This is a genomic window from Streptomyces sp. 2A115, from assembly GCF_052245575.1.
Lineage (GTDB): Bacteria > Actinomycetota > Actinomycetes > Streptomycetales > Streptomycetaceae > Streptomyces.
Genome location: NZ_JBQQCG010000085.1, coordinates 1 through 25,431 on the forward strand (window position 1 = coordinate 1; position 25,431 = coordinate 25,431).

Consider the following 25,431-nt stretch of genomic DNA (forward strand, 5'->3'; position numbering starts at 1 on the left):
CGTGTCCCAGCAGCTGTCCGCGCTGCGGCACGACGTGGGAGTCGATCTGCTGCGCCCCGACGGGCGAACCGTGGCACTGACCGAGGCGGGCCGGGTACTCCTCGACCACGCCGACCGGATCCTCGCCTCCGTACAGGAGGCCGAGAGCGCCCTCGCGGCGGTCAGACGCAGGCGACGGCGGCCATCCGCATGCGGCACTGCTTCTCCCCGGAGGCGAGCCGGGTGCGGAAGACGCCCCGGCCCCGTTTCTTGCCCGCCGCCGCCTTCGCGGTGTGCGGGCGCAGGGAACCGGGCCGCATGACGATGCCCTTGGCGTCGGCGGAGATGACCAGCAGCACCTCACGCGTGGAGGGCATCGGAATCCGGGCGCTGTAGAAGGCGGCGACGTCCACCGCCGCGGCGCGGACCAGGTGTTCGAGCTGCCGCTTGCCCGCCACGGGCCCGCACTGCCGCTCGATCGCCGTCTTCGCGGCATCGTAGGAGCCGCGCACCGCCTCGGTCACCGCCAGGCGGCGCAGTCCCAGGCTGTGCCGCTCTTTCGGGAGCGATAAAGCGGCGTCCGCCGGATAGACATTCGACTGCCCTGGTGCGCGGAAGGCCAGCCTGCGCACCGTCACCGTGCCGACCACGGTGGCCAGCCGGCGTTCGTGCGCGCTCGACGCGGCGGCGCCCCTGGACGCTGACCGCGTGGCCGGCCGCGGCCAGCGCCGCCTCCCGCGTGTCCAGTTCCTCGAACAACGAGCCCATCGCCGCCCGAGGTCGTAACGACACCGTAGGAGACACCCGCCAGAACCGCAGCCAGAGGTTCAAGTTCCCAGCTCAGCCAGTCTCCCCAAGGGAGAGTTAAGAAACGGCACCCGTTGACGAATGGCTTATCCGAATAGGCCGCTACCCAGGTACTTGTAGCCGGAGTCGGGTGCCAGCGTGACGACGGCCGCCTCTGGCGGCAGCTGGGCCGCGAGGCGCACCGCCCCATAGACGTTGGCACCGCCTGAGACACCGGTGAAGATGCCTTCCTCCTCGGCCAGGCGGGACGTCGTCGCAAACGCGTCGTCGTCGCTGATGATGTCGACCGCGTCGACGGCGTCAATGTCGAACAGCGGTGGGGCGAAGCCACTCCAGCCCTGCATCGCGAAGACGCCCCGGGCGCCGGCGGTGATACCTGGCGATCCGGCCGGCTCCAAGCCGACGATTCGGGGGCGCGGGTCGCGCCGACGGATCGCTGCTGCCACACCGAGCAGGGACGCGCCACTGCCGATACCGGTGCAGAACGCTGTCACCGGCAGGTGCGTGCTCTGGTTCAGGATCTCCATGCCGAGTCCGTCGCGCAGACCGGCGACCACATACGGGTTGTTGAACTGGTCGGTGAAGTAGTGGCCCGGTTGTTGGGCGAGGTCGGCCGCGCGGGCGCGCATCCCGTCGATGTCGGTCGGCGTGACCGTACCGGGTGCGATGGCGGCGTCGAGCACCTCCACGTCGGCGCCGAGTGCCCGCATCAGCCGCCGCGGCTCGTCGCTGAAGCAGGCCGACGTGACGATTTTGAGCCGGTATCCCTTGACCGCGCAGACCAGCGCGAGCCCCGGGCCGGTGCTGCCGCCGGTGTACTCGACGATCGTCATCCCCGGCATGAGCCTGCCGTCACGTTCGGCTCCCTCGACCATCGCCAACGCCAGCCGGTCTTTCATGGCGCCAGTTGGGTTGAGGTATTCGAGCTTCACCAGCACCCGGGCACCGGTTGAGGGCGCGAGATGCTGCAGTTCCACGAGCGGCGTGTTGCCGATCGCGGCCAGCGTTCCTGGTCGCATCGCCTTACCCTCTGCCGGTTGTGACAGGCACGGTGGCCCGGCCCGCAGCGTGTGCGACGGCGGCGTAGGCGAAGGCGCGCACGATCGGATGACGCCGCCCGTCATCAATGGCGAGTTCGGGTTGGAAGAGCGTGCTCAGGAAGAAGGGATGTCCTGGTAGTTCGGCGATGCGTACGTCGGGGCCGTCGTGACCGGTGAACCGCATGCCGTGCGCGGACAGGACATCCAGGTACTGGGGATTGAGCCCGTACCCGCAGTGGTAGCGCTCCACGGTCCGGTCCACGCCGAGGATACGTTCGGCCGCCGAGCCCGGGGTGATGCTGACCATGCCCTCGTGCCCGATGAGGGAGCAGGCCAGGGGTGCGATCAGCGGGCTCTCTGCGTGCGGAGTGTTCTCGGCGTGGCCGGCAGTGGTGAGCCCGCAGACGTTGCGCGCGAACTCCAGCAGTGTGTGTTGAAACCCGCCGCAGGTACCGAGGTAGGCGATGCCGTTTTCCCGGGCGGTACGTGCTGCCTGGAGCGCGCCGGTCTCGCTGCGGTACGGGCTGCCGGGCAGCAGCCAGATGGCGTCGAACCGGTCCAGCCTGGTGGCGTGCGCCTCCTCGGTCGGTACCCAGTAGGCGTCCAAGGCGATTCCGTCCCGCTGCCGCAGGGTTTCCAGCAGGAGGGGTATCCGCGTATGGGACCGCACGTGCGGCGACCGGTCGCCCACGAGTGCCACCTTCGCCGTATGCGTCTCGTCGTTGCTCTCCATGGGCTCATCGTGCGCAGCCCGCAGTTATTAGTCCAACGAGAAATCGTCGTTGAAGTATCAGAGATACTTATAGTCATGGACGTCAACCTCCTGCGCGCCTTCGTGGCGGTAGCCCGTGAAGGGTCCTTCTCCTCCGCCGCATGCGGCCTCGGCTACACCCAGTCCGCGGTTTCCCAGCAGGTCGCCGCGTTGGAGAAGGACCTCGGGGTGCAACTGCTGCACCGTCGCCCGGTCATCCCGACCGAGGCCGGGCACCGACTGCTGGAGCACGCCACGCCGATCCTGCTGCGCCTCAACGCCGCCCGGACCGACGTCCAACGCCTGTCAGGCGAACCGCCGACCCGTCTGACCCTCGGGGCGTCGCCGCTCGCCGAGGTCCGGCACACCATCGCCGTACTCACCGAACTGCAGCGCTCGATGCCGCGCTTGACGATCGTCGTGAGAACCATGGGCCGTGATGGTGTCCTCGAGGCCGTCGCCAACGGCGACGCGGACCTTGGTCTCGTCGACGGAGTCACCGCCTCCAGCGACCCGCTCCGCCTGCTCGACAGCGGTCCGCTCACCACGGTCGCCCTGACCGAGGAATCCGTCGTCGTGGCCCTGCCCGGCACGCACCCCCTGGCAAGCCGTAGCCTGCTTCGTCTGGAGGACCTCGTCGACGCTGTCTGGATCGACGCACCCGCCGTCGCCACACCGCTGGACCGGCTGCGGGCCCTCGCGCGCGCCGACGGGTTCCGCTCCAGCCTGCACTACGACGGCACCGATGTGCGCAGTCTCCTGGCCCTCGTCACGGCCGGCGGTGGGCTCGCCCTGCTTCCCGCGTCCGCCGTGCAACACCATCGAGAGGGCGAACCCGATGTGACCGGTGTCCCACTCTCGACTCCCCACCTCGTCCACCGCACCGAACTCGTCCACGGCAGCCTGACGGGTCCCGCCACGACGCTCACGGCGGCGATCCACCGGCACGCGTAACAGGCCGGCAGTGCCCCTCGACCGCGTACCCACGTGGGGACACGTCACGGCACACCGCATGCAGATCCTCCCGGCCACCGGCCAGCACCGCGTACGACGCTCAGGGCCGCAGGGCTGATGCGTTCTCAGCCGGCGAGATGAGCTGATCGCCGGCGTACGCGCCCGCCGTGCGAAACGGTTCCCCTCTCGCCAGGCTTTTCGCGCCCTATGCCAGGAGCGAAAGACCTCGGGCAGCTGATCAAGGATGCCTTTGACCGCGAAGAGGAGAAGCGACACCACGCCTGCGGCAGCGAGGAGGGTAAGAACGGCCGCATCGCCCACCGGTTCATGACCTTTCCCTAGCAGGTGGTCAAACCGATGCGCATGACAGGTGCAGTTCGACCACCAGATAGTGGACAGAACTGACTTCCTGCCGACACCAAGAACTCAGAGCCCGGATGGTTCCGGACGGGTCCAATGCGTTACGAGGGATCAGGCCGAAGCCTGCAGTGCCACCTTCACTCCCCCGGTCGTCCGTGTCGGAGACCTACCGGCTTCGTGAAGGTCTGCCTGGCACCCCAGCATTGCGCCGGGCCGCCCAGGGCGCGGACAGTTCAGGTGTTGCACCGAACTGAGATTGCGCAGGAAGTAGCACAACTCACCTTACGTACCAGCCCGGTTGATGGGAGAGAGGAGGTGTCCGCTATGGGAAGAGAGGTGATTGAGCGAGGCTCCGGCGCGGCAGATCCGCAATCGGAACGGCATCCAGCGTGCGGAATGGCTCAGTCTGTGACGGCCACCATGGCAATCGATACCAAGATTCCCGGCCGGTCGACACCCAGCTTGCTCATGCAGCGCGACGGCCGCACCTCGGGCAAGCCGACCGACGTGGACGGGCTGCTGCGGGAGCTGGAGAGGCTGTGGCAGCGCCTGGAGGAGGACGGCACCAAGCAGCTGCAGAGGGCGGCCCCTTGCCGCCCCGGGGTGTCAGGTGAAAGCGGCCGCCGGAAGCTCTGCCTCCGTCTCCTCCCAGCGGAGGTTGATGGCGAGCTCGCCCTCCAGGAACCGCAGGAACGCGACATCGCCCGGCTCGTCACCGGCGTGCACGAAGCCGAGCGCCACCTCGGCCGGGGTGCCGTTCGTAAGGTGCGGCAGGCCAGGCTCGAAGGACGTCACCGCATCGCCGCGGCAGGCATAGTCGACGCGGCTGAAGCCCTTTGCGTTGCGGTGCACACAGAACGCCCGTCCCCGCTCGGACAGCGCCGCGAGGTACGTGCCTGTCCGGCAGTGGGACTCCTCCAGTGCATACGCCCAGCCCGCCACCGAGCCCGCTCGGACGATGGTCTCCGGCGGGGCGGGCAGAAAGCCGGCGCTTGTCAGCTGGGCAACCGCCGTTTCGTCTTCCCAGTCCAGGAAGTCGAGGTCACTGATGTGGTCCTCCTCATCCCTCAGCAGCAGCTCGTACGCCGCGGAGCGGTTGAGCGGGACGATGTGGTGCTCCTCGGCGCCGACGCGGCGCAGCAGCTCGTACGACGAGAGACCCTCGCTGAGGGTGAGCGTGAAGCTGATGTTGTAGGCATCGGCTATCCAACGCAGCCCGTTCACGTCAGGTCCCCGGTTCATCAATCGGCCCTCCCCGCACGGTGGCCGCCACAATGACGGCCCCTGCGAGCAGAATCTAGCGCTGAGTACCGACACCCAGTGCGGTAGGACAGCTAGAACCAGAGGCGATTCGCCCCGACCTGGGCAAAGACTACTTGGTGGCCGAGCGGCATCTGCGGCCGGTCGGCAAGGACTGCCTGGTCGCCTTCGGCGGCAACCTCTATTCGGTTCCCGCCCGCGTGAGCTGGTCGAGATCCGGGCGACGAAGTCCCAGGTCATGCTGCACTCGATCGTCCCTGATGCCGACCGCTCTTGCAGCACCTGGTCGAGGCGGTCGGTGTGGTGCTGGCGGGCAGGGGCGGGGCCAGGATGCCGCGCGTCCTGAACGTCACGCTGTCGCGGTGCACCGTGCTCTCCCAGCTGATGCGGGTGCCGCTTCCGTCGCTGGTCACGCCCCGGGTGCTGGGGGTGGATGACTTCGCGTTGTATGCCGACACCTACGGCACTCTCCTGGTTGATGCCACCACCCGCCTCCCGCTGACACTCCGGGAGGAAGAGACGCCGAACAGCTGAGCCGATGACTGCGTGAACATCCAGGTGTCGAGGTCGCCTGTCGCGACGGCTCGCTCACCTATCGGCAGGGCATCGCTGACGGTGCACCGGGCCCACCATGCAGATCGGGTTGAAAGTACCTGCTGACCTGATCCGCACCAAATACTGTCTGATCTCGGGTGCGAGGTGGATGTTGGTCGCGAGTATCGCATTCGTCCCGGCCAACGGCGTATATATGAAAAGCGCCAGATCGATGCGCGAGCGGACGGCGGGTGCGGGCCATGGCCGATATGACGGTGGATTACGACGGGTTGAACGAGTTCGGGCTGCTGGAGGAGAACGCGAAAGAGGCGGGCTTGCCCTTTACCGGATCGCCTCCCGTCCGCCGGGAGATGATCGAGCTCGGGTCAGGCCTGCTGGCCAGCGCTCTGGTCTGGGGCGAGCGGGATCCGGAGGTCGTACTACTGCACGGTGGCGCCCAGAATGCGCACACCTGGGACACCTTCGCGCTGGCACTAGGCCGTCCGCTGATCGCGGTCGACCTGCCGGGGCACGGGCATTCAAGCTGGCGCGCTGACCGGGACTACCGGCCTCCCCGCAATGCCGAGGCCGTGGCCGCCATCATCAGCCGGTGCGCCCCGCATGCGTCGGCCGTGGTAGGCGTATGCCTCGGCGGATTGACCGCCATCCGGCTCGCCGCGAGCCGTCCGGACCTCGTGAGCCGCCTGGTCGTGATCGACATCACCCCCGCGGCCGGTACCTACGGGGCGATCACTGCGTTCGTGCAGGGCCCAGAGACCTTCGAATCGTTCGATGAAATGCTCGATCGCGCAGTCCGGTACCACCCGCACCGCTTGGTGAGCTCACTTCGTCGCGGGCTGCTGCACAATGCCCGGCGGCGGCCCGACGGCCGCTGGGCGTGGCGGTATGACCGGCCCAGCCCACCCGGCAAGGGGGCTGACTACGCGGCTCAGTGGACTGATCTCTCCGCGCTGCGGGTACCGGTGATGCTGGTAAGGGGCTCGCTGTCCAACACGGTCAGCGACAGCGATATCGTAGAGTTCCGCCGTCGCCAGCCCGCCGCACGGGTAGAGACCATTGATGGTGCCGGACATTCCGTCCAGGGTGACCGCCCAGTCGAGCTGGCCGGGCTGATCGACGACTTCTTGTCTGACCCACCGGGACGCGCGGCCTGATCTTCGCTCTGCAGTTCCGAATGACTGTTTCTTTTTTCGTTTCAGACGAGTTGGGAGTAGTGGCTCGCATCGCCCTTGCGAGCCGTGCTCCTGTCGCCCTTGATGCCGACCGACAAATGGCCGGCCACGGTTATGCGGTGCATCAGCCGCCGCTGATTGTCGTAGTCGGCGACCGCGCAATGCTGGGTGCTTCGGTTGTCCCAGATCGCGATGTCGCCATCGCGCCACGTCCAGCGCACGGTGTTCTCCAGCCGGGTGATGTGCCGCTGCAGAAGGGAGAACAGGTCATGGAAGTCGGCGGAGTTCAGTCCCACAAACGACCGGGCGAAGTGGCCGAGCAGCAGAGAAGGCTCGCCCGTCTCAGGGTGAACGCAGACCACCGGATGCTCAGTTTCGTACTCGAGGTGGCCGAGTTCGTTGTATAACTCTTGCCTCTTAATATCGATGTCACCGATCTGTGTGCGCTCAGCCGTGTAGTCGTACACATTGGTGTGCACAGCGCGTAGTTCGCCGACGAGCGCCTTCAGTCCCGGGTGCAGTCGCTGGTACGCCTGGACGGTGTTGGCCCAGACGGTCGTCCCGCCATAGGAGGGTAGGACGATCGCGCGCAGCACGCTGATCGCCGGAATCCGGTCGACGAAGGTCACGTCGGTGTGCCAGCGGTTTGCCTTGGCCGTCTCCGAGTCCACAGCCAGGGCAGCCGGGCCGTCCCCTTCGACCGTCGGGTGAGGCTTCGTCAGGCTGCCCAGTAACCCCGCGAAGACCGCGTGATCGGCTTCGGTCGCATGCTGTTGATCGCGCAGGAAGACGACCCGGTGCCGCAGCAACGCCGTACGTAACTCGGCTACCACTTCAGGGGGAACATCATCACCGACCCGGACGCCGCCTATAACAGCGCCAATTACACCACCGACTTTTGTGACATTGATGTGCTGGTACGAATCATCGGTCTGCGGATCTGCTGAATAGGCCTTTGTTGGTGTCATGTGATTGCGCCTCCCTTGCGGGTAATACGGCTGTTGCACTGCCGTGCCATCTCGGTCCCCCCAGGACATCATGTTCATGCCATTTCGCATAAGTCAAGCCTTAGTACTGCAGTCGCAGTTCGCTATTCCTGCTGGTCAGCACCGTGTTCGTGTGTGCACTCGGCTGATGTCGCGTCAGGTGGCGGGACTTCGTAACCTTGGGTACGGCGGTAGTAATGGCAGCGTCAGGCGGTGGCCTGGTGGCGGCGTCGCCAACAGGACCAGTTCAGGCGTGGCCGGTGCGCCGCAGGTGTTGGCCGGAAGCGGCCAGCTGCCAGGAGTCTCCAAACTCCGCCACGGTGAGTGGTGCGAGAGCGCAGGAAACCGTTTCTGCGACCCTCCTTCCATTCCCCCGCGGCGGCTGCCATCGCAGCAGGGAAGGCATGGGCGAGCATTGCAAGCGAGATGTGCCGGTAGCAGCCCGGTAGCGGCGGACCTCGTACTGACCCAGGCTGCACTCGTTCTTCGCGGGCTGGAAGGCCTCCTCAACCCCCCAGCGGATCCCGGTGATGCGCACCAGTTCGGTGACGGCGGTGCCGACAGGTGCGTAGGCGAGGTAATAGGCGATCTCGTCCGGGCGGACCGGGCTGCGGCGGGCCAGCACCCACGGGTCGTGGGTGGAGTGATCGCGGTCGAAGTCAGAGTGGCGTCCCACGCGTCGTCGGGTGCCTGGGCGACGGCGAAGTCGATGCGGTCCAGGGCGAGGACATGCTGGGACTTCGGCACAGCCAGGACATAGACGACGCCGGTTTCCCCCAGCATGTGAAGCTCCTGCCCCGCGGCTTCGCCAACCGCGACCTGCGCGCCTTACTCGCGCCCCGGCTCGGGAAACCGCCCGAGGCCATCACCGCCGGGCAGATGTCCTACGACCTGCGCCGCCTGCGCCCACCGAGTCATCCAACGCATCCCGCGCACCCACCGCTGCCAACTCACCCCCAGCGGCCACGAACAGGCCCTCTTCCTCACCCGGGTCCATGACCGGCTGATCCCTACCGAGCTGGCCGACCTCACCGACCCCGACCAGCCCACCGCTCTCCGCACCGCCACCCGCGCCTACGACAAGACCCCGGACGGCTACCTCCGACGAGCCGGACCAGCCACCTGAACAGCTGAAGCCTGCTCCATCACACAAACTTGACCCGATCAAGACGGCTTCGCCCGTCCAACGCCTTCTAGTGTCGGCCCGAGATCGAGACTAATCTGAGCATCATGCCCGGCCCGGTCGAAGCCCCGCGCGAACAACCCATCCCAACCCACGACACGGAGCAAGACGGGGACACCAGAGCCATGCCATCGCCCGTCCGCACCCCGTTCACCGCCCGGTCGACCGCGGTTGAGGTCGTGAACGGCATCGACCTGAGCGACCGCCGCGCCATCGTGACTGGCGGTGCGTCAGGCATCGGCATTGAGACCGCACGGGCATTGGCTGTCGCAGACGCGGAGGTGACACTGGCAGTCCGAAACCTGGCAGCAGGGCATCGCGCCGCCGAGGACATCGCCGCGACGACAGGCGGCAAGCAGGTCCTCGTCGCCGCGCTGGACCTCGCCGACCAGGCATCAGTCTCTACCTTCGCAGCCGCGTGGGGCGGGCCGTTGCACATCCTCGTCAACAACGCCGGGGTGATGGCAACGCCGAAGATGCGTACTCCTGAAGGCTGGGAGCTACAGTTCGCCACGAACCACCTCGGCCATTTCGCGCTCACCGTCGGACTGCACCGGGCGCTCGCAGCGGATGGCGCCAGAGTCGTGGCGGTCAGCTCCAACGCTCACCTACGCTCACCGCTGATCTTTGACGACATCCATTTCCTGAAGCGCCCGTACCACCCCTGGGGCGCCTACGGTCAGTCCAAGACGGCCAACATCCTCTTCGCGGTCGATGCGGCACGCCGCTGGGCCGGTGACGGCATCACCGTCAACGCCCTGATGCCAGGCGCGGTCCGGACAAATCTGGGGCGCTACGTCACTGGCGAGGACCTCGACCAGATGCGCGCCCGGGGCCGCAACGGGACGCCGGGGACCTGGAAATCACCCGGGCAAGGCGCCGCGACCTCCGTACTGGTAGCGACCTCACCACTGCTCGACGGCATCAGCGGCCGGTACTTCGAGAATTGCAACGTTGCCGGGCCCGCTCAGCCCGGTACGCGTCGCGGCGTAGCCGCCCATGCCATGGACCCCGAAGCCGCTGCACGGCTCTGGCAGGTCTCCGTGGAAGCGACGGCCACTGCTCAAGAGCGCGCATGAATACGGCTTCACCAGGATGCCGGCTCCACCCCGGTGGCCGGGTTCCGCCAGCCGTGACGACAACGTGATGACCGTACGTGTTATAGACCAGTGCAAGCTCGCAGGTCGACGCCCCTTTGGGCCTGGCCTTCTCCGCCTCGGCGGCAGCCTTCTCCGGGGCGGTGAGGACGTCCTCGCCCAGGTGCATCCCAGCCGCGTCGTGGTGAGCGCGCGCGGGTGGAGTCGACGCTGACCAACGACAGGTCCACCTCACCCCGCTGCGCGGCTTGGGCGATCACGCCCTCCAGCAGCAGGGCCTCGAAGACACCCGCGTCACGCCACTGCCGGGAGCGGCTGTGGACAGTCGACCAGGCACCGAACTACGGCATCTCCCGCCACTGTCCGCCCGTCTTGAACCGCCAGATCACACCCTCGGACTGCTGCCGCAGCCGCTCGGGGAACGGCCCGTACTCGCCGATCGGCAGGTACGGCCCGATGAACTCCCATACCTCATCGGTCAGTTCGTCGCCGCCGTGCCCCAGCGGGTACAGGCCCCGGGGGGCGACGTCCGACGCCACCGCGTCCAGTCTGCGCAGGAGTTGGCTGGTGATGCCGTCACCGTCCACAGGCGCGCAGGGTCATGAAGAAGTGTGTCGTACAGGGTCGCCGTGCGCTCCGAGGGGCGAACGACGGTCTCCTTCATGGTCTGCTGCAGCAGGGACTGGCCCTTGGGTACGAGGCGTGTGGCGATGCCGTCGTGGATGGTCTTGTGGATGTCCACGGCGCGGGCGAGCCCGGCGGCTTCCGGGGCCATGCCCCGTCCCCGGAACAGGCCGCGCACGGGGACGAAGTCCGAGGGCCAAGTCCGGCTGAAGCTGCGGTGCTGGAGGTGCATGCGGGGTCTGATCAGGCTCTGGTAGAGGTCGATCGGACAGGATCCTGTGTAGAGCAGCGTGGTGCAGCGGCCCTCCTGACAAACTGCGAGAAGCGCATCGCGACGCCTGGGAGGTCCGGCGTGACACGCCTCAGAGGCGGGGCCGCGTCCGGTTGGACGGGGCAGTGAATGAAGACGGCCGAGGGAGCCCCGAGCGCAGTCGCGAGCCGGGCCCGCAGAGCGGACGGGTTGGTCGCCTCGCACACGGACTGGTAACCGCTCGCAGTGGCAAACCCAGCCAGATGGGCGTGTCTTCCCGGGGTGGGCTGACCCCCGGTCGAGGCGTACAGGCCATCGTCCAGAACGATGTGCACCAGGGACAGGTCCGGTGCCGTTCCCACGGCGAGCAGCGTGGCCGGGTTCATCAGGAGGCTGCCGTCCCCGTCGACGACGATCGTCGGCTGCTGCGAGGCCATGGCGACACCGGTCCCCAGAGCCAGGGCCAGGCCCATGGAGCCGGTCATGTAGAAGTGGTTCGGCCGATCGTCCAAGGACGCGGCCACCCGGGAGGCGAAGCCAGTGGTGAACACAGTGGGGATCCCGGGCGCGGTGGCCAGGATCTCGGCGATGGCCGTGGACTTGTCGAACGGCACGACGGTCACGCCTCCCAGTCGAATTCGTCGGGTCGTACCAGCAAGGCATGGCTGTGACGCTTCTCCACGACCGTGCGTCGGGCGTCCCTAATCTGATCGTCGGCCGTCTCGGCGGAGAGGTAGTCGTGCTCGATACCGAGGCCGTCCAGGATTGGCGCGGTCAGCCGCCCCATCGCGAGGTTTTCGGGCGTTGGGTCCGGCGGAGTTCCACGCATGCTGATGATCAGGAGCATGGGGATGCGGTAAGGGACCACCAGAGAAGCCAGGGCGTTGACGGACTGCCCGAACCCGGAGTTCTGCATTAGCACGGTGGCAGTGCCTCCGGTGAGGGCCACGCCGGCTGCCATCCCGACGGCGTTGTCCTCGCGCGCCACCACGTGGTAGTCGGCGCGCTCCTGCAAGCGGGCCAGCAGTGGTGCCAGCACACCGCACGGAGTGGCGAAGTAAGGACCCATGTCGTGGGCGACGAGAGCGTCGAAGACGGCAGTGGCTGCGGTACTGTCGCTCATGTGTCGGCTCCTCGGGCGCCGCCGTCCGTCGCCTGAAGCGTTGTCGTGGTCGTGCCGATGGCCTCAACGACTGCAGGCACCACCTCATGGGCACGGTCGCGGAGGTAGAAGTGGCCGCCTTCGAACACCCGGCGGTCAAAGCTACGGCTCGTCAGTTCCCTCCAGGCATCGGCCTCTTCAAGTGGGAACCGGTCGTCCGCACGGCCGAGGAAGACCGTGATGGGGGTGTCGATCCGGGGCGGTGCCTCGCGCTGGTAGCGCTCGATGAGCCGGTAGTCGGCCCGGATCATCGGAAACAGCAGGGCCATGAGTTCGGGGTCGTCGAGCACGGCCTGGTCGGTGGCGGACATGCTGCGCAGTTCGGCCACGAGCGCGTCGTCGTCCTTGGTGTGCAGGTCGCCCCCCGGATGACGGTGCGGAGCCACACGTCCGGAGACGATCAGCTGCCGCGGAGGGTGTCCGTGCTCCGCGCGGCGCAAGGCCACTTCGTAGGCCACGGCGGCACCCATGCTGTGGCCGAACAGCACGATGTCCTGCCGGCCCTGGGGCCGTACGGCGGCCGCGATCTCGTCGGCCATCTCGTCCATCGAGTCCACGCAGGGCTCCGCGATGCGGTCGTGGCGGCCCGGGTACTGGACGACGGACAGCTCGATGCCGTCGGGAAGGTACGGCGACCAGTCCTGGTAGGCACTGGCGGTTCCCCCGGCGTGCGCCAGGCATATCAGGCGGACGGACGCCGACGGCCTCGGCCGGGGTGTGCGCAGCCACCGGGCAGCGCGGTCGGATAAAGGCGTGGTCATATCGCGTTCCTGTCGGGAGGGCGACCTGGCGGATCAGACGGGCAGCGCGACCGATGGCAACGCGCCGTTGCCCTGGATGGTGGTGACACCCGCGCGGCCGGGCGGCAGGTAGCGCACCAGGCAGCCACCGGGCTGCCCGTCGAAGAGGAAGGGGCTCAGCACCGGGTGGACGTCCGTCTCGTAGGTGTCCTCGCTGCCCTCTTCGCGTAGTTCCACGCGGTACGGCACGGGCTCGATGTATTCCTGCGCGATGTACTGGCCGGTGCCCAGCGCGGTGTCCAAGGTCGTGCGCCAGGTGGCATCGTCGACGTGGCGGCCGAGGACGACACCGTGGCTGCCCAGTCCGATGGCAGGCTTGAGGACGAAGTTCTCCCTCTCCGACAGCAGTAGTTCGGGCAGCGGCCGGGTGGTACCGCGCCAGCGCACCGGCCGGTCGGAAACGGTCCTGGTCCAGGGCAAGTACTGTTCGATCAGTGCATGGTCCTGGGCGGTCATCCACGGCAGTCCTTCAGAGACCCAGCCGAGCACCTTCTTGTTGGCGACGAGGTAGGCGCTCTGAGAGGCGATCAGGAAGCACTCCGCGTCCAGGGCGGAACGCATCGGTGCGAGATCGATCCCGAGCCGCGTCCAGTCGAAGATGGTGAAGTGCCGCAGGCCGAGCCGGTAGCGGGAAGTCGAGCGGCCTCCGCCCAGGCCGAGCCCCTGGAGCAGTTGCTCGGGCTCGAAGTACTCCGCGTGCAGGCCCTGGTTGCGCAGCGACTGGACCTGAATATCGAAATATCGTGTGGTGCGTACGGCGTTGAACTCGCGCAGTGCCCCCACGATGGCCACGGCGGGAGGGGTGCCCAGATCGCGCACGGCGCGCACGAAGATCTGGTCTCGTACGGAGAGCGGGTCCGGCGTGGCGCGGAAGGGTGCCGCGTCGGCGCCACCGTACGCGGCCTTCCAGACTGCGGACTGCACGGAGGTCTCGACGACGCCGCCGATACCGGAACCGATGTTGAACTCGAGGAACTTGGGACCTGTCGGGCCGATGGCGATGTCCGGGCGGGTCATGCACGTCGCGTACGCCTCTTCGAGAGGTCCCTGGACCCACAGCGGATAGTTCTCCTCCACCGCGCCGAGCGCGCGGAGTCTTCCGTGGAAGTCCGGGGCGATTCCGAAGAGCGCGCGACGAAGCAGCCGGAGCAACTGCCGGGTGGCGTCGAAAAGTTCCGTGTAGCGCTCCTGTGGCAGGACCACCGGGTTCATGGAGGTGCTGTTGACCGGGTAGTCCAGGTCGTCCAGCGTACGAGCCAGGTGCTCGGTGAGTTCCGGAACCGCCAGTCGCGACTTCTCCGGCAGCTTCGCGGTGCCGAACCAGGTCTCGTCGGCCACGCCGTCAGTTCCCTTCCTCGAATTTTCGCTTGATCCAGCCGAAAAAGGCGTCGGCGAGCAGAGTGAGTTGCGGCTCTGGCAGGAGTGTGAAGCCAGCGCTGGCCGTACTCCACTCGTTCAGAATCGGCCCAGAATCTGTCATGAGCCAGTCGATGCAAAGGAATTCCGCATTCAGGCTCTTGGCTATCCTGTTACACCATTCCTCGACCTGGAGATGATCGTCGTTCACTTCCAGCGAGCCGCCCTGGCTGATACTGGCGAGATATCCACCGGGCCGGGGCTTTCGGCTGAGCGAAGTGACCACCCGGCCATCGACAACAAACACGCGCATATCTGCGTAATGAGGAAGGAATTGCTGGACGATATAGCCCGTTCCGGTCGTCGAGACGATATCGATCGTAGAGGCGAGCTGTTGGTCCGTCTCGACCTTGAGGACGCCCACGCCCATGCCGAGTTCGCGCGGTTTGACGATATAAGGGCCGGGGCCGAGCTCCCGCTCCACCTCAGGGATGACCTTTCGGGCGTACTTCTTGGCGGGCACCGCAATGGTCTTCAGGCCCGGCAAGCCCAGGTTGGCGGCGTGCTGGAGGAGCGCCAGCTTGTCCCGTTCCAGGTAATCCGGGCCGCTGATCGACCTGTTGAGCAGGACCGAGTTGCTGGCGTGGATCGTCCGGTAGATCGCACGCATGTGCTGGAGGCCCTGTGGCTCCATGCTGATGTCCTCGGCGATGTAGCACTGCCGGGCCTCCAGCAGATCCTCGCCGCGATAACGCATCACGGGCTTGTCGATACAGGACAGTATGATCTCGCCAGCCCTGATCAGGCGGAAGTCAAAGCCTATCTTCTGAGCCAGGGGAAGGTATCGCTTCGAGAGGCTTTCTTCGAATCCGAGAATCTCATCTAATTCTAGATCGTCCTCTTGGTATATCCAATTGATGACGCTAGCCAAGAGGACCCTCCCCGGAGTGAACCTGCGACTACAGCCTTCGCCGACTATAGAACACCATAGATCCGCCGGAGGCAAGATCGCCCTTGCGCGCTCCATGTCTCGCGCGGTCGGCAATTTCCGTTTTTGACCGGCTAGCGCCATTCGTACCGCCGGGGCCCGAGGTACTCTGTACGGCCGCCCCTACGGTGCGTCCATCGGGTTGGCAGAAAATAACCCCTTGCCAAGGATGCGTGTGTCTGCCATTAATAGCGGGCGACCTATGTGTTGAGGCGCTCGCCGAGCTGCCGTGGAGATGAGGCTGCTACTCCACCGCGGTGCTGCCCGCCGATACCCAAAAGGGTTGTCCGTCACCGTCGTGCGTCTGCCCGCACGGCATCGTCCGACGCCCGGGCGCTCGGCGGGGCGTCATCCCTCGCAGGTGACGCGTGCGGGTGGTTGCCGCGCACTCCCGACACAGACCGCGCGTGCCGGACGGCCGCCTTCCCTGGGGGATAGGTCCGAGTCCGAGAGGCAAGCTCATGAACCATGTCCTCTTCGCCCACGAACTGCTGGAGTCGCAGGTGGCCCGAAACCCCTCGGCGCTCGCGGTGCGGGAGGGTGAACGAAATGTCACCTACGCCGAATTGGACGTTCGGGCCAATCGGCTCGCACGCCACCTGCTGGCCCGAGGTGTCGGCCCCGGCGGCATCGCCGCCGTCGCGCTGCCCCGCTCTGCCGAGCTGATCGTCACGCTCTACGCGGTACTCAAGGCGGGTGCCGCCTACGTTCCCCTGGACGTGGACCATCCGGCGGCGCGTGTCGCCGCTGTCCTGGACGACGCCCGGCCCGCCGTACTGCTCACCACCGGCTCCTACACACCGGCGGCAACGGTCGCCCGGGTGGAAATGGATGACCCGGACACGCTGCACGCCCTGGAAGCACTACCCGGTGATGCGGTGACGGACGACGAACGCGGGCGCGAGGTACGGGCGGTGGACCCGGCGTACGTGATCCACACCTCCGGGTCCACCGGCACGCCCAAGGGTGTCGTCGTGCCCCATCGCGGCCTGGCGGCCTATCTGGGGTGGGCCCTCAAGGCCTACCCCGGCCTTGCCGGCACCGCCCTGCTGCACTCGGTGGTTTCCTTCGACCTCACGGTCACCACGCTCTTCGGACCGCTGTCGGCGGGTGGCTCCATCCTCGTCGCCGAGCTGCTCGACCCGGACGGCGCCGCCGACGACGCTGGGGCGGACGGCCCTGTCACCTTCCTCAAGGTGACTCCCAGTCACCTCGCTGTCCTGGATGGGCTGCCGCCGTCGGCTCTCGCCACCGTTGACCTGGTCGTCGGTGGCGAGCAGCTGCTCGGCGAGCAGCTCGACGCGTGGCGCCGTCGGGCGCCGGGTGCAGCAGTGACTAACGAGTACGGTCCCACCGAGGCAACCGTGGGCTGTGTCACCTACCGTGTCGACCCGAAGGACGACCTGCCCGGCGGGCCCGTCCCGATCGGCAGGCCCGCGCCCGAAGTGCGCGTCCGCGTGCTGGACGAACAGCTGCGGCCGGTGGCCGACGGGGCGACCGGTGAACTCTTCGTCGCGGGAGACCAGCTGGCCCTCGGCTACCTGAACCGGCCGGACCTGACCGAGGAGCGCTTCGTCAGCGATCCGTTCGACACGCCGGGTACGCGGATGTACCGGACGGGCGACCTGGTCCGGATGCGCCCCGACGGCAACCTGGTGTTCGTCGGGCGCAGGGATCAGCAGGTGAAGATCCGTTCGCACCGCGTCGAGCCCGGCGAGGTGGAGACCGCGCTGCTGGCGGACCACCGCGTCGCTCAGGTCTGCGTCACCCCAGTGTCCGGCCCTGGCGGGCTGCACCTGGTGGCGCACGTCGTACCGGAGGCCGATGCCACCGGGGAGAGGACGGACCTGGCCGGAGGGCTGCGCGCGTACGCCGCGAGCCGTCTCCCGTCCTACCTAGTGCCGTCCGCCGTGGTGCTTGTCGACCGGATGCCGCTGACCCCCCAGGGCAAGGTGGATCGCGCGGCCCTGGTCGCTGCTCTGCCGTCGAAGCCCGGGCTGGCCGCAACGGCTGCTGCGGCGGATACCACGATGACGGCGACCGAGAAGCTGCTCGCCGATCTGTGCGCGGAGCTGCTCGGCGTCGAGCGTGTGGGCCCGGACGACAACTTCTTCTCGCTCGGCGGCAATTCGCTGCTCGGCATCCAGCTGTCGGCACGAGCCCGCAGGAACGGCCTCGCGCTGACGCCCACGGACGTGTTCCGGTCCGGAAGCGTCAGGGCGATGGCCTCCCGCGCGGAGGACACGACCGCGCCGTCCGCCGACCGGAGCTGACCACCACTCACGAGGAAAAGGAGAACCACCGTGCCACAGGACACGGCACCGCCGCCGGTGCTCGGGCCTTACACGGGCCGGATCGAGGGATCCGGCGGTACCCGGCTCATCGTCTACGAGGCCTCCTGCACGAAACCGGGGACGGCGCTGGGACGCACCGAGGACTGGGTGGTCGAGCACGGCGCCGCGCTGACGGGCCTGCTCGATACCGTCGGCGCGGTGCTGGTGCGGGACTGCGTGCACAGCCCCGAGCAACTGTCCGAGGTGGCACGGCGCTTCGGCGGCGAGCTGCTCAGTTACATGGAGCGCTCGACACCCCGTAGCGCCGTCAGCGGAGGCGTATACACCTCCACGGAGTACCCGGCGTCCGAGACAATCACCCAGCACAACGAGAGCGCCTACGCCAGCGTCTTCCCGCACCGGTTGTTCTTCGCCTGCTTCCAGTCTGCCGAGACCGGGGGCGAGACCCCGCTCGCCGACGTGCGCGAGGTAACCCGGCGCCTGCCGTCCGACCTGCTGGACCGCTTCCGGAAGCTCGGTATCGCGTACCAGCGGTCCTACCGCGAGGGGATGGGCCTGACCTGGCAGGAGACCTTCCAGACCGAGGACCGCGCGGAGGTCGAGCGGTACTGCGCGGAGCGCGGCATCGACCTCACCTGGACCGACCACGGACTGCGCACCTCGCAGCGCGGCCCGGCCCTGGTAACGGACCCCGGCACCGGTGAGGAGTGCTGGTTCAACCAGGCACACCTCTTCCATGTCTCGAACCTGCCCGCCGCCACCCGGGAGGCGCTTGGCGAGCTGTTCCCCGAGGAGGAGATGCCCCGCAACGCCACGTACGGCGACGGCTCGCCGATCTCCGACGAGGAGATGGACCCGGTCCGCGAGGCCTTCGACGCCTGCACGTACGCCTTCCCGTGGCAGCGCGGCGATCTCATGGTCGTCAACAACCTGCTGCAGTCCCACGGACGGCGCCCCTACACCGGGGAGCGGCGGACCCTCGTCGCGATGACCGGCCAGGTCACCGTGGCGCGGCGCGCGGACGGCGCGGCGGTCTTCGACGGGCCGGTGCTGGTCGACCGGGCCTGATCCATGAGTGACAACGGCTCCGCGCCGCCCTGCCCGACCGGCGGGGCTGCGCGGAGCCGTTGGGCCACCTATGCCTTGGCTGCGGGGCTCAGGAGGCGGCGCAGCTGTACCACCCAGACTACGATCGCGGCCAGGGCGATGGAGACCACAGCCGTGGCCATGCCGGCGCGGATGCCGACGGACACGGTGATGCTGCTGGCGACCAGGGCGCCGAGCGGGACTCCCAGCCCGGAGGAGATCATGCGGCGGGTGGTGTTGACCCGGCCCTGCAGCTCGGAGGGCGTGACCTCCTGGGAGTAGGTCATCGTGTTCACCAGCACGATCAGATAGGCGGTTCCCCATACCGCCAGCGCCACCAGCGCGATCCGCCAGTCGGTGGTGAGCACGACCACGAGTCCGAGGAGTGCGCCGACCGGCAGCACCCAGAGAAGCAGCGGGAAGGCCTCGAAGCGTCGCCGCAGCCTGGGGAGCAGCAGGGATCCGCCGATGCCGCCGGCGCTCCACGCCATGTAGAGCAGGCCGATGCGGCCGTCGGAGCCGTGGATGCCGAGGACGCGGTCGGCGAAGACGACGAGCTGGCCGACGATGGCGCCGCCGGAGAACGACTGGAGCGTGCCGACCACGGTCATGACCCGTAGCGTCGGATGGCCGGCCAGGAAGCGGAGCCCCTCGCTGACGGACTCCCGGAAGCCCGGTCGCACACCCGAACGGGCAACCCGCGGAGGGACGTTGGTGACGGCCCGGATGAACAGGGCGGAGCCGGCGAAGCTCAGGGCGTCGAGGGCGAGCGTGCCCACGGGATTCGTCAGCGCGATGAGAGCGCCTGCAACGGCGTTGCCGGCGATGCGGACGACGGTCTCCGCGCCGTAGATCGCACTGTTGGCCTCGGTGAGCTTCTCCTTCCCGACGATGTCGGGGACGAATCCGTACACACCGGCGTCGAAGAAGAGCGAGAGACTGGAGGAGAGGAACGCGACCACGACGACGTGGGCGACCGTCAGTACGTCCAGGGCCCAGGCAACCGGGATTGAGCCGAGGCACAGGGCGCTCAGGCAGTCGGTCACAATCATTAAGACGCGCCGGTCCACGCGGTCCGCGATAGCGCCCGCGATCAGACCGAACGCCAGGTAGGGCAGCGTTCCGGCGGCCGCAACCAGGGAGACCAGGAAAGGGGAGCGGCTCTCCTGGAACACCAGGACGGGCAAGGCGACGGTGGTGATGGCGGATCCGAGGCCGGACACGGCGCGGGAGAGCCAGAAGTTCCGGAATCCGGCGCTCCGTCGGAGGGGAAGGGCTTGCGAAGTTGACATAGCGTTATCTGTCATTTCTCTGCGTTGCCCGCATGCATGCGGGTGGTCGGGCGGGCTGAGAGGACCGCGTGCGAGGCCGGGCGAAGCGGTTCAGGAAGGCTCCTGTGCCAGGTCGGACAGCACCTCCGGCAACGGGCCGGGGTGGAGCACATGCAGGGTCCGGCTGGCCCGGGTCAGCGCCACGTAGAGGTCGCTGAGTCCGCGTGGGGAGCCGTCCAGGATGCCCTGAGGGTCGGCCACGATCACGGAGTCGAACTCCAGCCCCTTGGCCTGCCGGACGTTCAGCACGACGACGTCCTTCTCGAGGTTGGCGTCCATGCCCCAGGAGACGGCGGGAAGCCGTACGGCGACGGCGGCGGCAAGCCGTTCCAGGTCGGCGGAGGGGACGATCACCGCGGTGCGGAGCCCCTTCGCTCCTCGGGCCGCCTCGGCGGCCATCGCGGCCAGCCGCAGCGGGAACTCCTCGGGGGTGGTGCCTTCGCAGCGCGCCGGTTCGGCGCCGTGGCGGACCGCGCGCGCCGGTTCGAGTTCGGGTGCGATTGCCTTCAGCACCCGGGCGGACGCCGCCATGATCTCGCCAGGCGTGCGGTAGTTGACGGTGAGCTGCTCCAGTCGCCAGCGCGTACCGAAGAACGGTTCGAGGGCCTGCTGCCAGGACGTCGCTCCGGCGGCGTCACTGGACTGGGCCGCGTCGCCCACGACGGTGAAAGAACGAGTGGGGCAGCGGCGGACCAGCAGGCGCCAGGCCATTGGTGAGAGGTCCTGCGCCTCGTCGACGATGACATGGCCGAAGACCCAGGTCCGGTCGGCTGCCGCGCGCTCCGCGACCGTCCGCAGATCCGCCTCCACATGCCACTCGGCGAGCTGTTCGGCGGTGATCAGGTCGGCGGCGTGCAACCGCTCCTCCGCGCCGTCCTCGTCCCGGGAGCCGCGTGCGATGTCCAGGACGCCCTGGGCGTACTCACGTTGGGCGGCGCGGCGCGCCGCCTCCCGGTCGGTCTCGACCCGGTCGTCATGGCCGAGCAGTTCGGCCGCCTCGTCGAGAAGGGGTACGTCGGACGCGGTCCAGGCAGCTCCCGGTTCACGCAGCAGCAGTGCCCGCTCGTCCGCGCCGAGTTCGGGCGCGGCCTCGGCCAGGCGTGCGGGGTCGGTGAACAGGTCGGTGAGCAGCCGCTCCGGGGTGAGGAGCGGCCACAGGGCGTCAAGGAGCCGGCGGGCGACCGGGTCGCGGGGCAACGCTTCCAGCCAGTTGGCCTTGCGCTCTGCGAATTCCGCGGGCTCCCGCGCCTTGATGTCGAAGATGGCGACGTCCTGCCCGTACATGCCGGCCAGGTCCTCCCACACGGCCCGGTCGAGGGCCCCGACGTCCATCTGGCCGGCCAGATCCTCCTCGAAGCCGGCCTCGATGTCGCCGATGACGCGAGCCAGCCGGTCGGCCAGTTCGTCGAAGAGGATCTTGCGGAACGCCGGCCGGGCCAGATTGTGCTGCAGGCCCTCCCCCGTGGCCCGGGCTGCCGCGTCGGCCAGGAAGTCCGGTGCCAGCCGGACGAGTTCGCCGCCGATCGGCACGTCGACCGGGGCCGTGACGGCCGCCTGGCGCGCCCGTACGGCCGCGGCGAGGACATCCGCCATGGCCAGGCGCCCCTTGATCTCGGCGGAGGCCAACGGCTCCTCGGCCGACGCCGCGAGGCCGGGGTACAGCCCACCGACGGAGGACAGCAGCACGCTGGTCTCGCCGAGGCCGGGCAGGACCTGGCCGATGTACTCCAGGAAGACCGGATTCGGCCCCACGACCAGGACGCCGCTGCGCTCCAGCCGCTGGTGGGTGTAGAGCAGGTAGGCGGCGCGGTGGAGGGCGACGACGGTCTTGCCGGTGCCGGGACTGCCCTGGACGACCAGGATGCCCGCGTGCGGTGACCGGATGATCCGATCCTGCTCGGCCTGGAGCGTGGCGACCACGTCCTGCATCCGGCCGGTTTTGTTCTGCCGGAGGGTGGCCAACAGGGCGGCCTCGCCCGAGAGTTGGACGTCGTCCGGCACAGCGGCGGTGTCGGCGAGCAGTTCGTCGTCCACCCGCAGTACGCGCCGGTCGCGGGTGTGCAGATGGCGGCGCAGACGCACCCCTTGGGGTGCCGCCGCGGTCGCGGTGTAGAACGGCCGGGAGGCGGGGGCGCGCCAGTCGATGAGCAGGGGGTCGTCGTCCGGCCCGATGCCCGGAACGCCGATTCGGCCGATGTAGAGCCGGTCACCGTCGGTCCGGTCCAGGCGGCCGAAGCACAGTCCGTTCTCGGCCGCCCCCAGGGAGAAGAGCTGCCGGGCAAGCCGCCCCGCCGCGGCTCCGCGCTCCACCTGGCCCTGGGCGGTGCCGGCGGACTCGCGCAGGACAGTGCGCAGTTCCCGGCCGATGTCCTCGCGCAGGACGCCGATCCTGTGGTGAAGCAGGTCCAGATGGGCCTGTTCGCGTGCGATCTCGATTGACTGAGGCGGTTTCTCCGGCGAAGAAGAGGTCATAGCGGACTCCATGGCGAAGGACCGACGGGTGAGGTGACCCGTCGGTCCGGTGTGCTGCAGGGCTGCTGCGGCAGGGCAGTTGGCTTCACGGCCCCGGGATACCGGGAGCCGGACGTGGAACGTGAAAACGGTCGACACCCTGTCCGGCTGGTGACCGGGGGGTGTCGACCGGAAGGACCGAACTCCCTGTATGGGGAGGTGGGTCGTCGCGCTGAAACCCGGGGCCGACAGGACGGTGACGTCCGCCGATCCACTCATCTCGGGCAGCTGATCCTGAGAACCAGGACTGGTTGGATCATAGCAGGGGCGCGAGGAACGCGTCGAGGTCGACATGGCGGATCCGCTCCACGCCCGCGGCCTTCGCGGAGTAGTCCAGCCGCGGGGGCCGCTGCTCGTCGAAGAAGTAGACCGCTTCGAGCAGGCTGTCCTCGGTCTCGGCGAGGGTCGGGTTGGCCACGAGGTAGTCCCGTACGGCAGGGGTGTCCTGGCACACCTGGAGCCAGAGGCGCTTGTCGCCGAAGTGGTTCGGCGGCATGACCACCCGCGTGCCGAACCGGCGCTTCCACTGGAACGTCCCCTTGCTCAGGAAGGGTTCGGTGCCCTGAAAGTCGAGGCGCCGTACGCCGTTCTCGGCGGCCCAGCCGATGAGCAGGTGGTAGATCGCCTTGAACGCTCCGCTCTCGTAGTGGCGCTCGGCACCGTCCTCGACACCCAGCAGACGCAGTGTCAGCACCTTCTGGGCTGCGTCCCAGTGGCAGAGGGCTCCGCCGATCGGCGCTCCGTCCTGGGACAGCATGAACAGCCGTCCGGTGCGGAACAGGCACTCGTAGGCGGCGTCCTTGCCCTCGGTCCGCTCGCGCGAGCCGTGCCGCCGGAACATGGTGGGGCGGTAGTGGTCGTCGTAGAAGGCGTCGAACCACTCGGGCGAGCTGTTCAACGCCCAGTCCCAGTGGTGCAGTCGCATGTCCCGGTTGAACTGCGAGCGCTCCCGCTTGGAGATCGCCCGGCGCGCCGCCTCCGGGTCACCGTCGAAGTCGATGACGAAGTGCACGCGCATGGGAATGAGCAGCGACGCCTCCTTCGGCATCCGGCGGGCGAGCGAGGCACTCGTGCCAACGATGCGGATGTCCGCTGCCGGCAGGCTTCCGTGGTTCCGCAGCTCGCTCCCCGACACCTGGCCGGAGACGCGCACCGCGGACTGCCGCGGGCCTTCCTCCCGTCGCAGCTCGGTGAACTCCAGGGTGTAGGCGAGCCCTTCGCGCAGCCCCGAGTACCCCACCGACAGATCGGCGAGGTCCGAGCGGACGGACGGGAAGACCGCGGTTCTGCGGGTGTCCCAGCGGTCCCGGAGGCCAGTGACGAGCGGGCTGCCACTGTTGCGCCAGTGGTAGCTGACGTGCATGCGCACCCGTTGCGGAAAACGGGCGCGCGGGGCGGATGTTGCTGCGGACAAGGAGACGTCACCTCGGCGCTGACGGCGGACGGACGGGAACAGGGGCCGTCAGAGCTTGACGGCGGTCAGGGCCAGCCGGTGCAGCGCAGGGACGTCCTCGACGGGGTGCGTGTCGTGGAGGCTCACGCCGTCGAAGTCCGGCGCCGCGTAGCTCCCCGAGCCGTGCACCAGGATGTCCTGCTCGGTGATCAGGCCACGGTCGATTCCGTTGAGAACACCCGCCACCGCCATCACCAGCGACCACTCGCGCAGCGCCCTCGGATCGGCCGGCAGCCGCACCTCCGCCTCGCCCAGGAGGGCGCGCACCTGCGCGTAGCGCTGGAGGCACTCGGCAAGCGAGACGACGAGCCCGCCTCCGCCCTGCCGCTGGATCAGCTCGTTCATTCGGGCCGCGGTCGGGGGCTTGCGGGTGTAGAAGGTTGGGTCGAGCGCCTCGTGCGGGTCGAACGTGAAGGCCGGAAAGCGCGGGTCCTCCTGCTGGGTGTACAGCCCGGCCTCGGACTGGAAGGTGTACGCGGGCATGTTCCCCGGGTCGGTAGAGCCGTCGTGGTACAGGCTCAGCACCATGTCCGGTGCGCCGAGGTGCTGGACGAGGAAGTAGCGGGCGTCGGGTGTGCCGGACCGGTCGGCCTCGGGCAGTCGGCTCCGGCCGTAGGCGTGTCCAAGGAGCCCGTAGGCACTGGAGACGGCATGCGCGTGCAGCCGCGGCCGGTCGGCTGCCGCCGGGAAGAACTCCGCCTCCGCCAGCGCGCGGACGACATCGGCGGCGAGGTAGTTCTCCAGCTGGAGGGTGTACCACAAGTGGGTCTTGTAGTCCCTGCCCAGCTCCTCGCTGTGGGCGTCGACGAACCCCCGCGCGATGTCCTTCACGGCGCCGGGTGTCCGGTCGCCGCCCAGCACCGCGATCGGGTTGCGTGAGCGCAGGTAGTCGTCGGTGAACAGCTCGGTGCGGCGCAGTTTGGCGGCGGAGCCCTCCGGGACCAGCACCACGATGTTGAGCTGGTCGGCCCCCACCAGACCGCAGTTGATGGCGCGGAGCACCGCGTCGCGCAGCGCGATGGCCTTGTTCGCCGACGAGGGGGTGACGATCGTGATGCGTTCGCCGGTGTCCTGAATGAACCGCACGGCCCGGGCAACGATGACGAGCGAGGCGAATGTCTTCGTCGTCATGGTGGCCGGATTGCGCATCAGATCCAGCAGGGAAAGTTTTCGGCCACCGTAGGAAGGCAGCGGCGTGACGGCGACATCGGAGACTGAAAGGTATTTCTGGACGGCCGACGTGAGGCGAGGCAACTCGACGCCGGGCGTGAATTCGGCGGGGTTCCCGCTCGTGCCACCGCCGAGCAGATCTCGAAGTGCCGCCTGGACCTGTTCGTAATATCGGGACAGGGTATTATTGATCAACATTCGACACCCCTCGACTGTCTCTCCACAAAGAAGCGGCACGGCCCTCCGACTGATGAATTCACAG

20 protein-coding genes and 2 pseudogenes are annotated in these 25,431 nt (G+C 68.2%); 6 read left to right on the forward strand and 16 right to left on the reverse strand.

Annotated features, from left to right (window positions below; translation table 11 throughout):
* Nucleotides 1-161 precede the first annotated feature (161 nt).
* The 3 genes from ACTWQR_RS44765 to ACTWQR_RS44775 form a co-directional block, all read right to left on the reverse strand.
* Nucleotides 162-629, reverse strand: coding sequence for a hypothetical protein (locus ACTWQR_RS44765; protein WP_443233062.1), 468 nt, complete (start codon nucleotides 627-629; stop codon nucleotides 162-164).
* 243 nt (nucleotides 630-872) lie between these two features.
* The gene (locus tag ACTWQR_RS44770) at nucleotides 873-1,805 is read right to left on the reverse strand and encodes a PLP-dependent cysteine synthase family protein (protein ID WP_443233063.1); all 933 of its coding nucleotides are present in this window, start codon (nucleotides 1,803-1,805) and stop codon (nucleotides 873-875) included.
* A gap of 4 nt (nucleotides 1,806-1,809) precedes the next feature.
* Complete coding sequence (locus tag ACTWQR_RS44775; RefSeq protein ID WP_351413919.1) at nucleotides 1,810-2,559, reverse strand: CTP synthase C-terminal region-related (seleno)protein; 750 nt, start codon at nucleotides 2,557-2,559, stop codon at nucleotides 1,810-1,812.
* A gap of 75 nt (nucleotides 2,560-2,634) precedes the next feature.
* Between ACTWQR_RS44775 and ACTWQR_RS44780 the strand changes: the two genes are divergently transcribed.
* Nucleotides 2,635-3,531, forward strand: a complete 897-nt coding sequence (locus tag ACTWQR_RS44780) for a LysR family transcriptional regulator (RefSeq protein ID WP_443233064.1) — start codon at nucleotides 2,635-2,637, stop codon at nucleotides 3,529-3,531.
* A 966-nt stretch (nucleotides 3,532-4,497) separates the two neighbouring features.
* On the opposite strand, the gene ACTWQR_RS44785 is transcribed toward ACTWQR_RS44780, so the two are convergent.
* Entirely contained in the window at nucleotides 4,498-5,133 is a 636-nt protein-coding gene (locus ACTWQR_RS44785; protein ID WP_443233065.1) for a DUF6461 domain-containing protein, read from the reverse strand.
* A 291-nt stretch (nucleotides 5,134-5,424) separates the two neighbouring features.
* Between ACTWQR_RS44785 and ACTWQR_RS44790 the strand changes: the two genes are divergently transcribed.
* Nucleotides 5,425-5,685, forward strand: coding sequence for a hypothetical protein (locus ACTWQR_RS44790; protein ID WP_443233102.1), 261 nt, complete (start codon nucleotides 5,425-5,427; stop codon nucleotides 5,683-5,685).
* 260 nt (nucleotides 5,686-5,945) lie between these two features.
* The gene (locus ACTWQR_RS44795; protein WP_443233066.1) at nucleotides 5,946-6,860 is read left to right on the forward strand and encodes an alpha/beta fold hydrolase; all 915 of its coding nucleotides are present in this window, start codon (nucleotides 5,946-5,948) and stop codon (nucleotides 6,858-6,860) included.
* A 41-nt stretch (nucleotides 6,861-6,901) separates the two neighbouring features.
* Here the strand turns inward: ACTWQR_RS44795 and ACTWQR_RS44800 are convergent, their stop codons facing one another.
* Both ACTWQR_RS44800 and ACTWQR_RS44805 read right to left on the reverse strand, forming a co-directional pair.
* Entirely contained in the window at nucleotides 6,902-7,846 is a 945-nt protein-coding gene (locus ACTWQR_RS44800; protein ID WP_443233067.1) for a TauD/TfdA dioxygenase family protein, read from the reverse strand.
* Between the two features lie 300 nt (nucleotides 7,847-8,146).
* Nucleotides 8,147-8,668: pseudogene (locus ACTWQR_RS44805) on the reverse strand (IS701 family transposase); the annotation flags it as partial.
* A gap of 504 nt (nucleotides 8,669-9,172) precedes the next feature.
* Here ACTWQR_RS44805 and ACTWQR_RS44810 point away from each other — a divergent pair.
* Nucleotides 9,173-10,126 (forward strand): SDR family NAD(P)-dependent oxidoreductase, encoded by a 954-nt coding sequence (locus ACTWQR_RS44810; RefSeq protein ID WP_443233100.1) that lies wholly within the window; start codon nucleotides 9,173-9,175, stop codon nucleotides 10,124-10,126.
* A 115-nt stretch (nucleotides 10,127-10,241) separates the two neighbouring features.
* Here ACTWQR_RS44810 and ACTWQR_RS44815 read toward each other — a convergent pair.
* The 6 genes and pseudogenes from ACTWQR_RS44815 to ACTWQR_RS44840 all read right to left on the reverse strand — a co-directional run.
* Nucleotides 10,242-10,647 (reverse strand): annotated as a pseudogene (locus tag ACTWQR_RS44815) (transposase); the annotation flags it as partial.
* Nucleotides 10,648-11,011: 364 nt separating this feature from the next.
* Nucleotides 11,012-11,641 carry a thiamine pyrophosphate-dependent enzyme gene (locus ACTWQR_RS44820; RefSeq protein ID WP_443233068.1) on the reverse strand — a complete coding sequence of 210 codons (630 nt, stop codon included), beginning with the start codon at nucleotides 11,639-11,641 and terminating at the stop codon, nucleotides 11,012-11,014.
* Nucleotides 11,638-12,141, reverse strand: coding sequence for a thiamine pyrophosphate-binding protein (locus tag ACTWQR_RS44825; protein WP_443233069.1), 504 nt, complete (start codon nucleotides 12,139-12,141; stop codon nucleotides 11,638-11,640). The genes ACTWQR_RS44820 and ACTWQR_RS44825 overlap by 4 nt, the downstream gene beginning before the upstream one ends.
* The gene (locus tag ACTWQR_RS44830; protein ID WP_443233070.1) at nucleotides 12,138-12,941 is read right to left on the reverse strand and encodes a thioesterase II family protein; all 804 of its coding nucleotides are present in this window, start codon (nucleotides 12,939-12,941) and stop codon (nucleotides 12,138-12,140) included. The genes ACTWQR_RS44825 and ACTWQR_RS44830 overlap by 4 nt, the downstream gene beginning before the upstream one ends.
* Before the next feature lie 33 nt (nucleotides 12,942-12,974).
* Nucleotides 12,975-14,318, reverse strand: a complete 1,344-nt coding sequence (locus tag ACTWQR_RS44835; RefSeq protein ID WP_443233071.1) for a hypothetical protein — start codon at nucleotides 14,316-14,318, stop codon at nucleotides 12,975-12,977.
* A gap of 4 nt (nucleotides 14,319-14,322) precedes the next feature.
* Nucleotides 14,323-15,267, reverse strand: a complete 945-nt coding sequence (locus ACTWQR_RS44840) for an ATP-grasp domain-containing protein (RefSeq protein ID WP_443233072.1) — start codon at nucleotides 15,265-15,267, stop codon at nucleotides 14,323-14,325.
* Nucleotides 15,268-15,785: 518 nt separating this feature from the next.
* Between ACTWQR_RS44840 and ACTWQR_RS44845 the strand changes: the two genes are divergently transcribed.
* Both ACTWQR_RS44845 and ACTWQR_RS44850 read left to right on the forward strand, forming a co-directional pair.
* A complete protein-coding gene (locus ACTWQR_RS44845) occupies nucleotides 15,786-17,597 on the forward strand; it encodes a non-ribosomal peptide synthetase (RefSeq protein WP_443233073.1) in 1,812 nt (603 codons plus the stop codon).
* Nucleotides 17,598-17,627: 30 nt separating this feature from the next.
* Nucleotides 17,628-18,686 (forward strand): TauD/TfdA family dioxygenase, encoded by a 1,059-nt coding sequence (locus ACTWQR_RS44850; RefSeq protein ID WP_443233074.1) that lies wholly within the window; start codon nucleotides 17,628-17,630, stop codon nucleotides 18,684-18,686.
* Between the two features lie 68 nt (nucleotides 18,687-18,754).
* On the opposite strand, the gene ACTWQR_RS44855 is transcribed toward ACTWQR_RS44850, so the two are convergent.
* The 4 genes from ACTWQR_RS44855 to ACTWQR_RS44870 all read right to left on the reverse strand — a co-directional run bounded on the left by ACTWQR_RS44855 (nucleotide 18,755) and on the right by ACTWQR_RS44870 (nucleotide 25,367).
* Nucleotides 18,755-19,996: an MFS transporter gene (locus ACTWQR_RS44855; protein ID WP_443233075.1), complete on the reverse strand. Its 1,242-nt coding sequence runs from the start codon at nucleotides 19,994-19,996 to the stop codon at nucleotides 18,755-18,757.
* Between the two features lie 90 nt (nucleotides 19,997-20,086).
* Nucleotides 20,087-22,507 carry a HelD family protein gene (locus ACTWQR_RS44860; protein ID WP_443233076.1) on the reverse strand — a complete coding sequence of 807 codons (2,421 nt, stop codon included), beginning with the start codon at nucleotides 22,505-22,507 and terminating at the stop codon, nucleotides 20,087-20,089.
* Between the two features lie 295 nt (nucleotides 22,508-22,802).
* A complete protein-coding gene (locus ACTWQR_RS44865) occupies nucleotides 22,803-23,960 on the reverse strand; it encodes a hypothetical protein (RefSeq protein ID WP_443233077.1) in 1,158 nt (385 codons plus the stop codon).
* A 48-nt stretch (nucleotides 23,961-24,008) separates the two neighbouring features.
* Nucleotides 24,009-25,367 carry a DUF6002 family protein gene (locus ACTWQR_RS44870; protein WP_443233078.1) on the reverse strand — a complete coding sequence of 453 codons (1,359 nt, stop codon included), beginning with the start codon at nucleotides 25,365-25,367 and terminating at the stop codon, nucleotides 24,009-24,011.
* Nucleotides 25,368-25,431 lie beyond the last annotated feature (64 nt).

Excerpts from the sequence above, each read along its gene's own strand:
- ACTWQR_RS44775 (WP_351413919.1), bottom strand. The coding sequence starts at position 2,559 with ATGGAGAGCAACGACGAGACGCATACGGCGAAGGTGGCACTCGTGGGC.
- ACTWQR_RS44855 (WP_443233075.1), bottom strand. The coding sequence starts at position 19,996 with ATGTCAACTTCGCAAGCCCTTCCCCTCCGACGGAGCGCCGGATTCCGG.
- ACTWQR_RS44800 (WP_443233067.1), bottom strand. The coding sequence starts at position 7,846 with ATGACACCAACAAAGGCCTATTCAGCAGATCCGCAGACCGATGATTCG.
- ACTWQR_RS44870 (WP_443233078.1), bottom strand. The coding sequence starts at position 25,367 with ATGTTGATCAATAATACCCTGTCCCGATATTACGAACAGGTCCAGGCG.
- ACTWQR_RS44810 (WP_443233100.1), top strand. The coding sequence starts at position 9,173 with ATGCCATCGCCCGTCCGCACCCCGTTCACCGCCCGGTCGACCGCGGTT.
- ACTWQR_RS44825 (WP_443233069.1), bottom strand. The coding sequence starts at position 12,141 with ATGAGCGACAGTACCGCAGCCACTGCCGTCTTCGACGCTCTCGTCGCC.
- ACTWQR_RS44770 (WP_443233063.1), bottom strand. The coding sequence starts at position 1,805 with ATGCGACCAGGAACGCTGGCCGCGATCGGCAACACGCCGCTCGTGGAA.
- ACTWQR_RS44780 (WP_443233064.1), top strand. The coding sequence starts at position 2,635 with ATGGACGTCAACCTCCTGCGCGCCTTCGTGGCGGTAGCCCGTGAAGGG.
- ACTWQR_RS44830 (WP_443233070.1), bottom strand. The coding sequence starts at position 12,941 with ATGACCACGCCTTTATCCGACCGCGCTGCCCGGTGGCTGCGCACACCC.
- ACTWQR_RS44845 (WP_443233073.1), top strand. The coding sequence starts at position 15,786 with ATGAACCATGTCCTCTTCGCCCACGAACTGCTGGAGTCGCAGGTGGCC.
- ACTWQR_RS44860 (WP_443233076.1), bottom strand. The coding sequence starts at position 22,507 with ATGACCTCTTCTTCGCCGGAGAAACCGCCTCAGTCAATCGAGATCGCA.
- ACTWQR_RS44795 (WP_443233066.1), top strand. The coding sequence starts at position 5,946 with ATGGCCGATATGACGGTGGATTACGACGGGTTGAACGAGTTCGGGCTG.
- ACTWQR_RS44785 (WP_443233065.1), bottom strand. The coding sequence starts at position 5,133 with ATGAACCGGGGACCTGACGTGAACGGGCTGCGTTGGATAGCCGATGCC.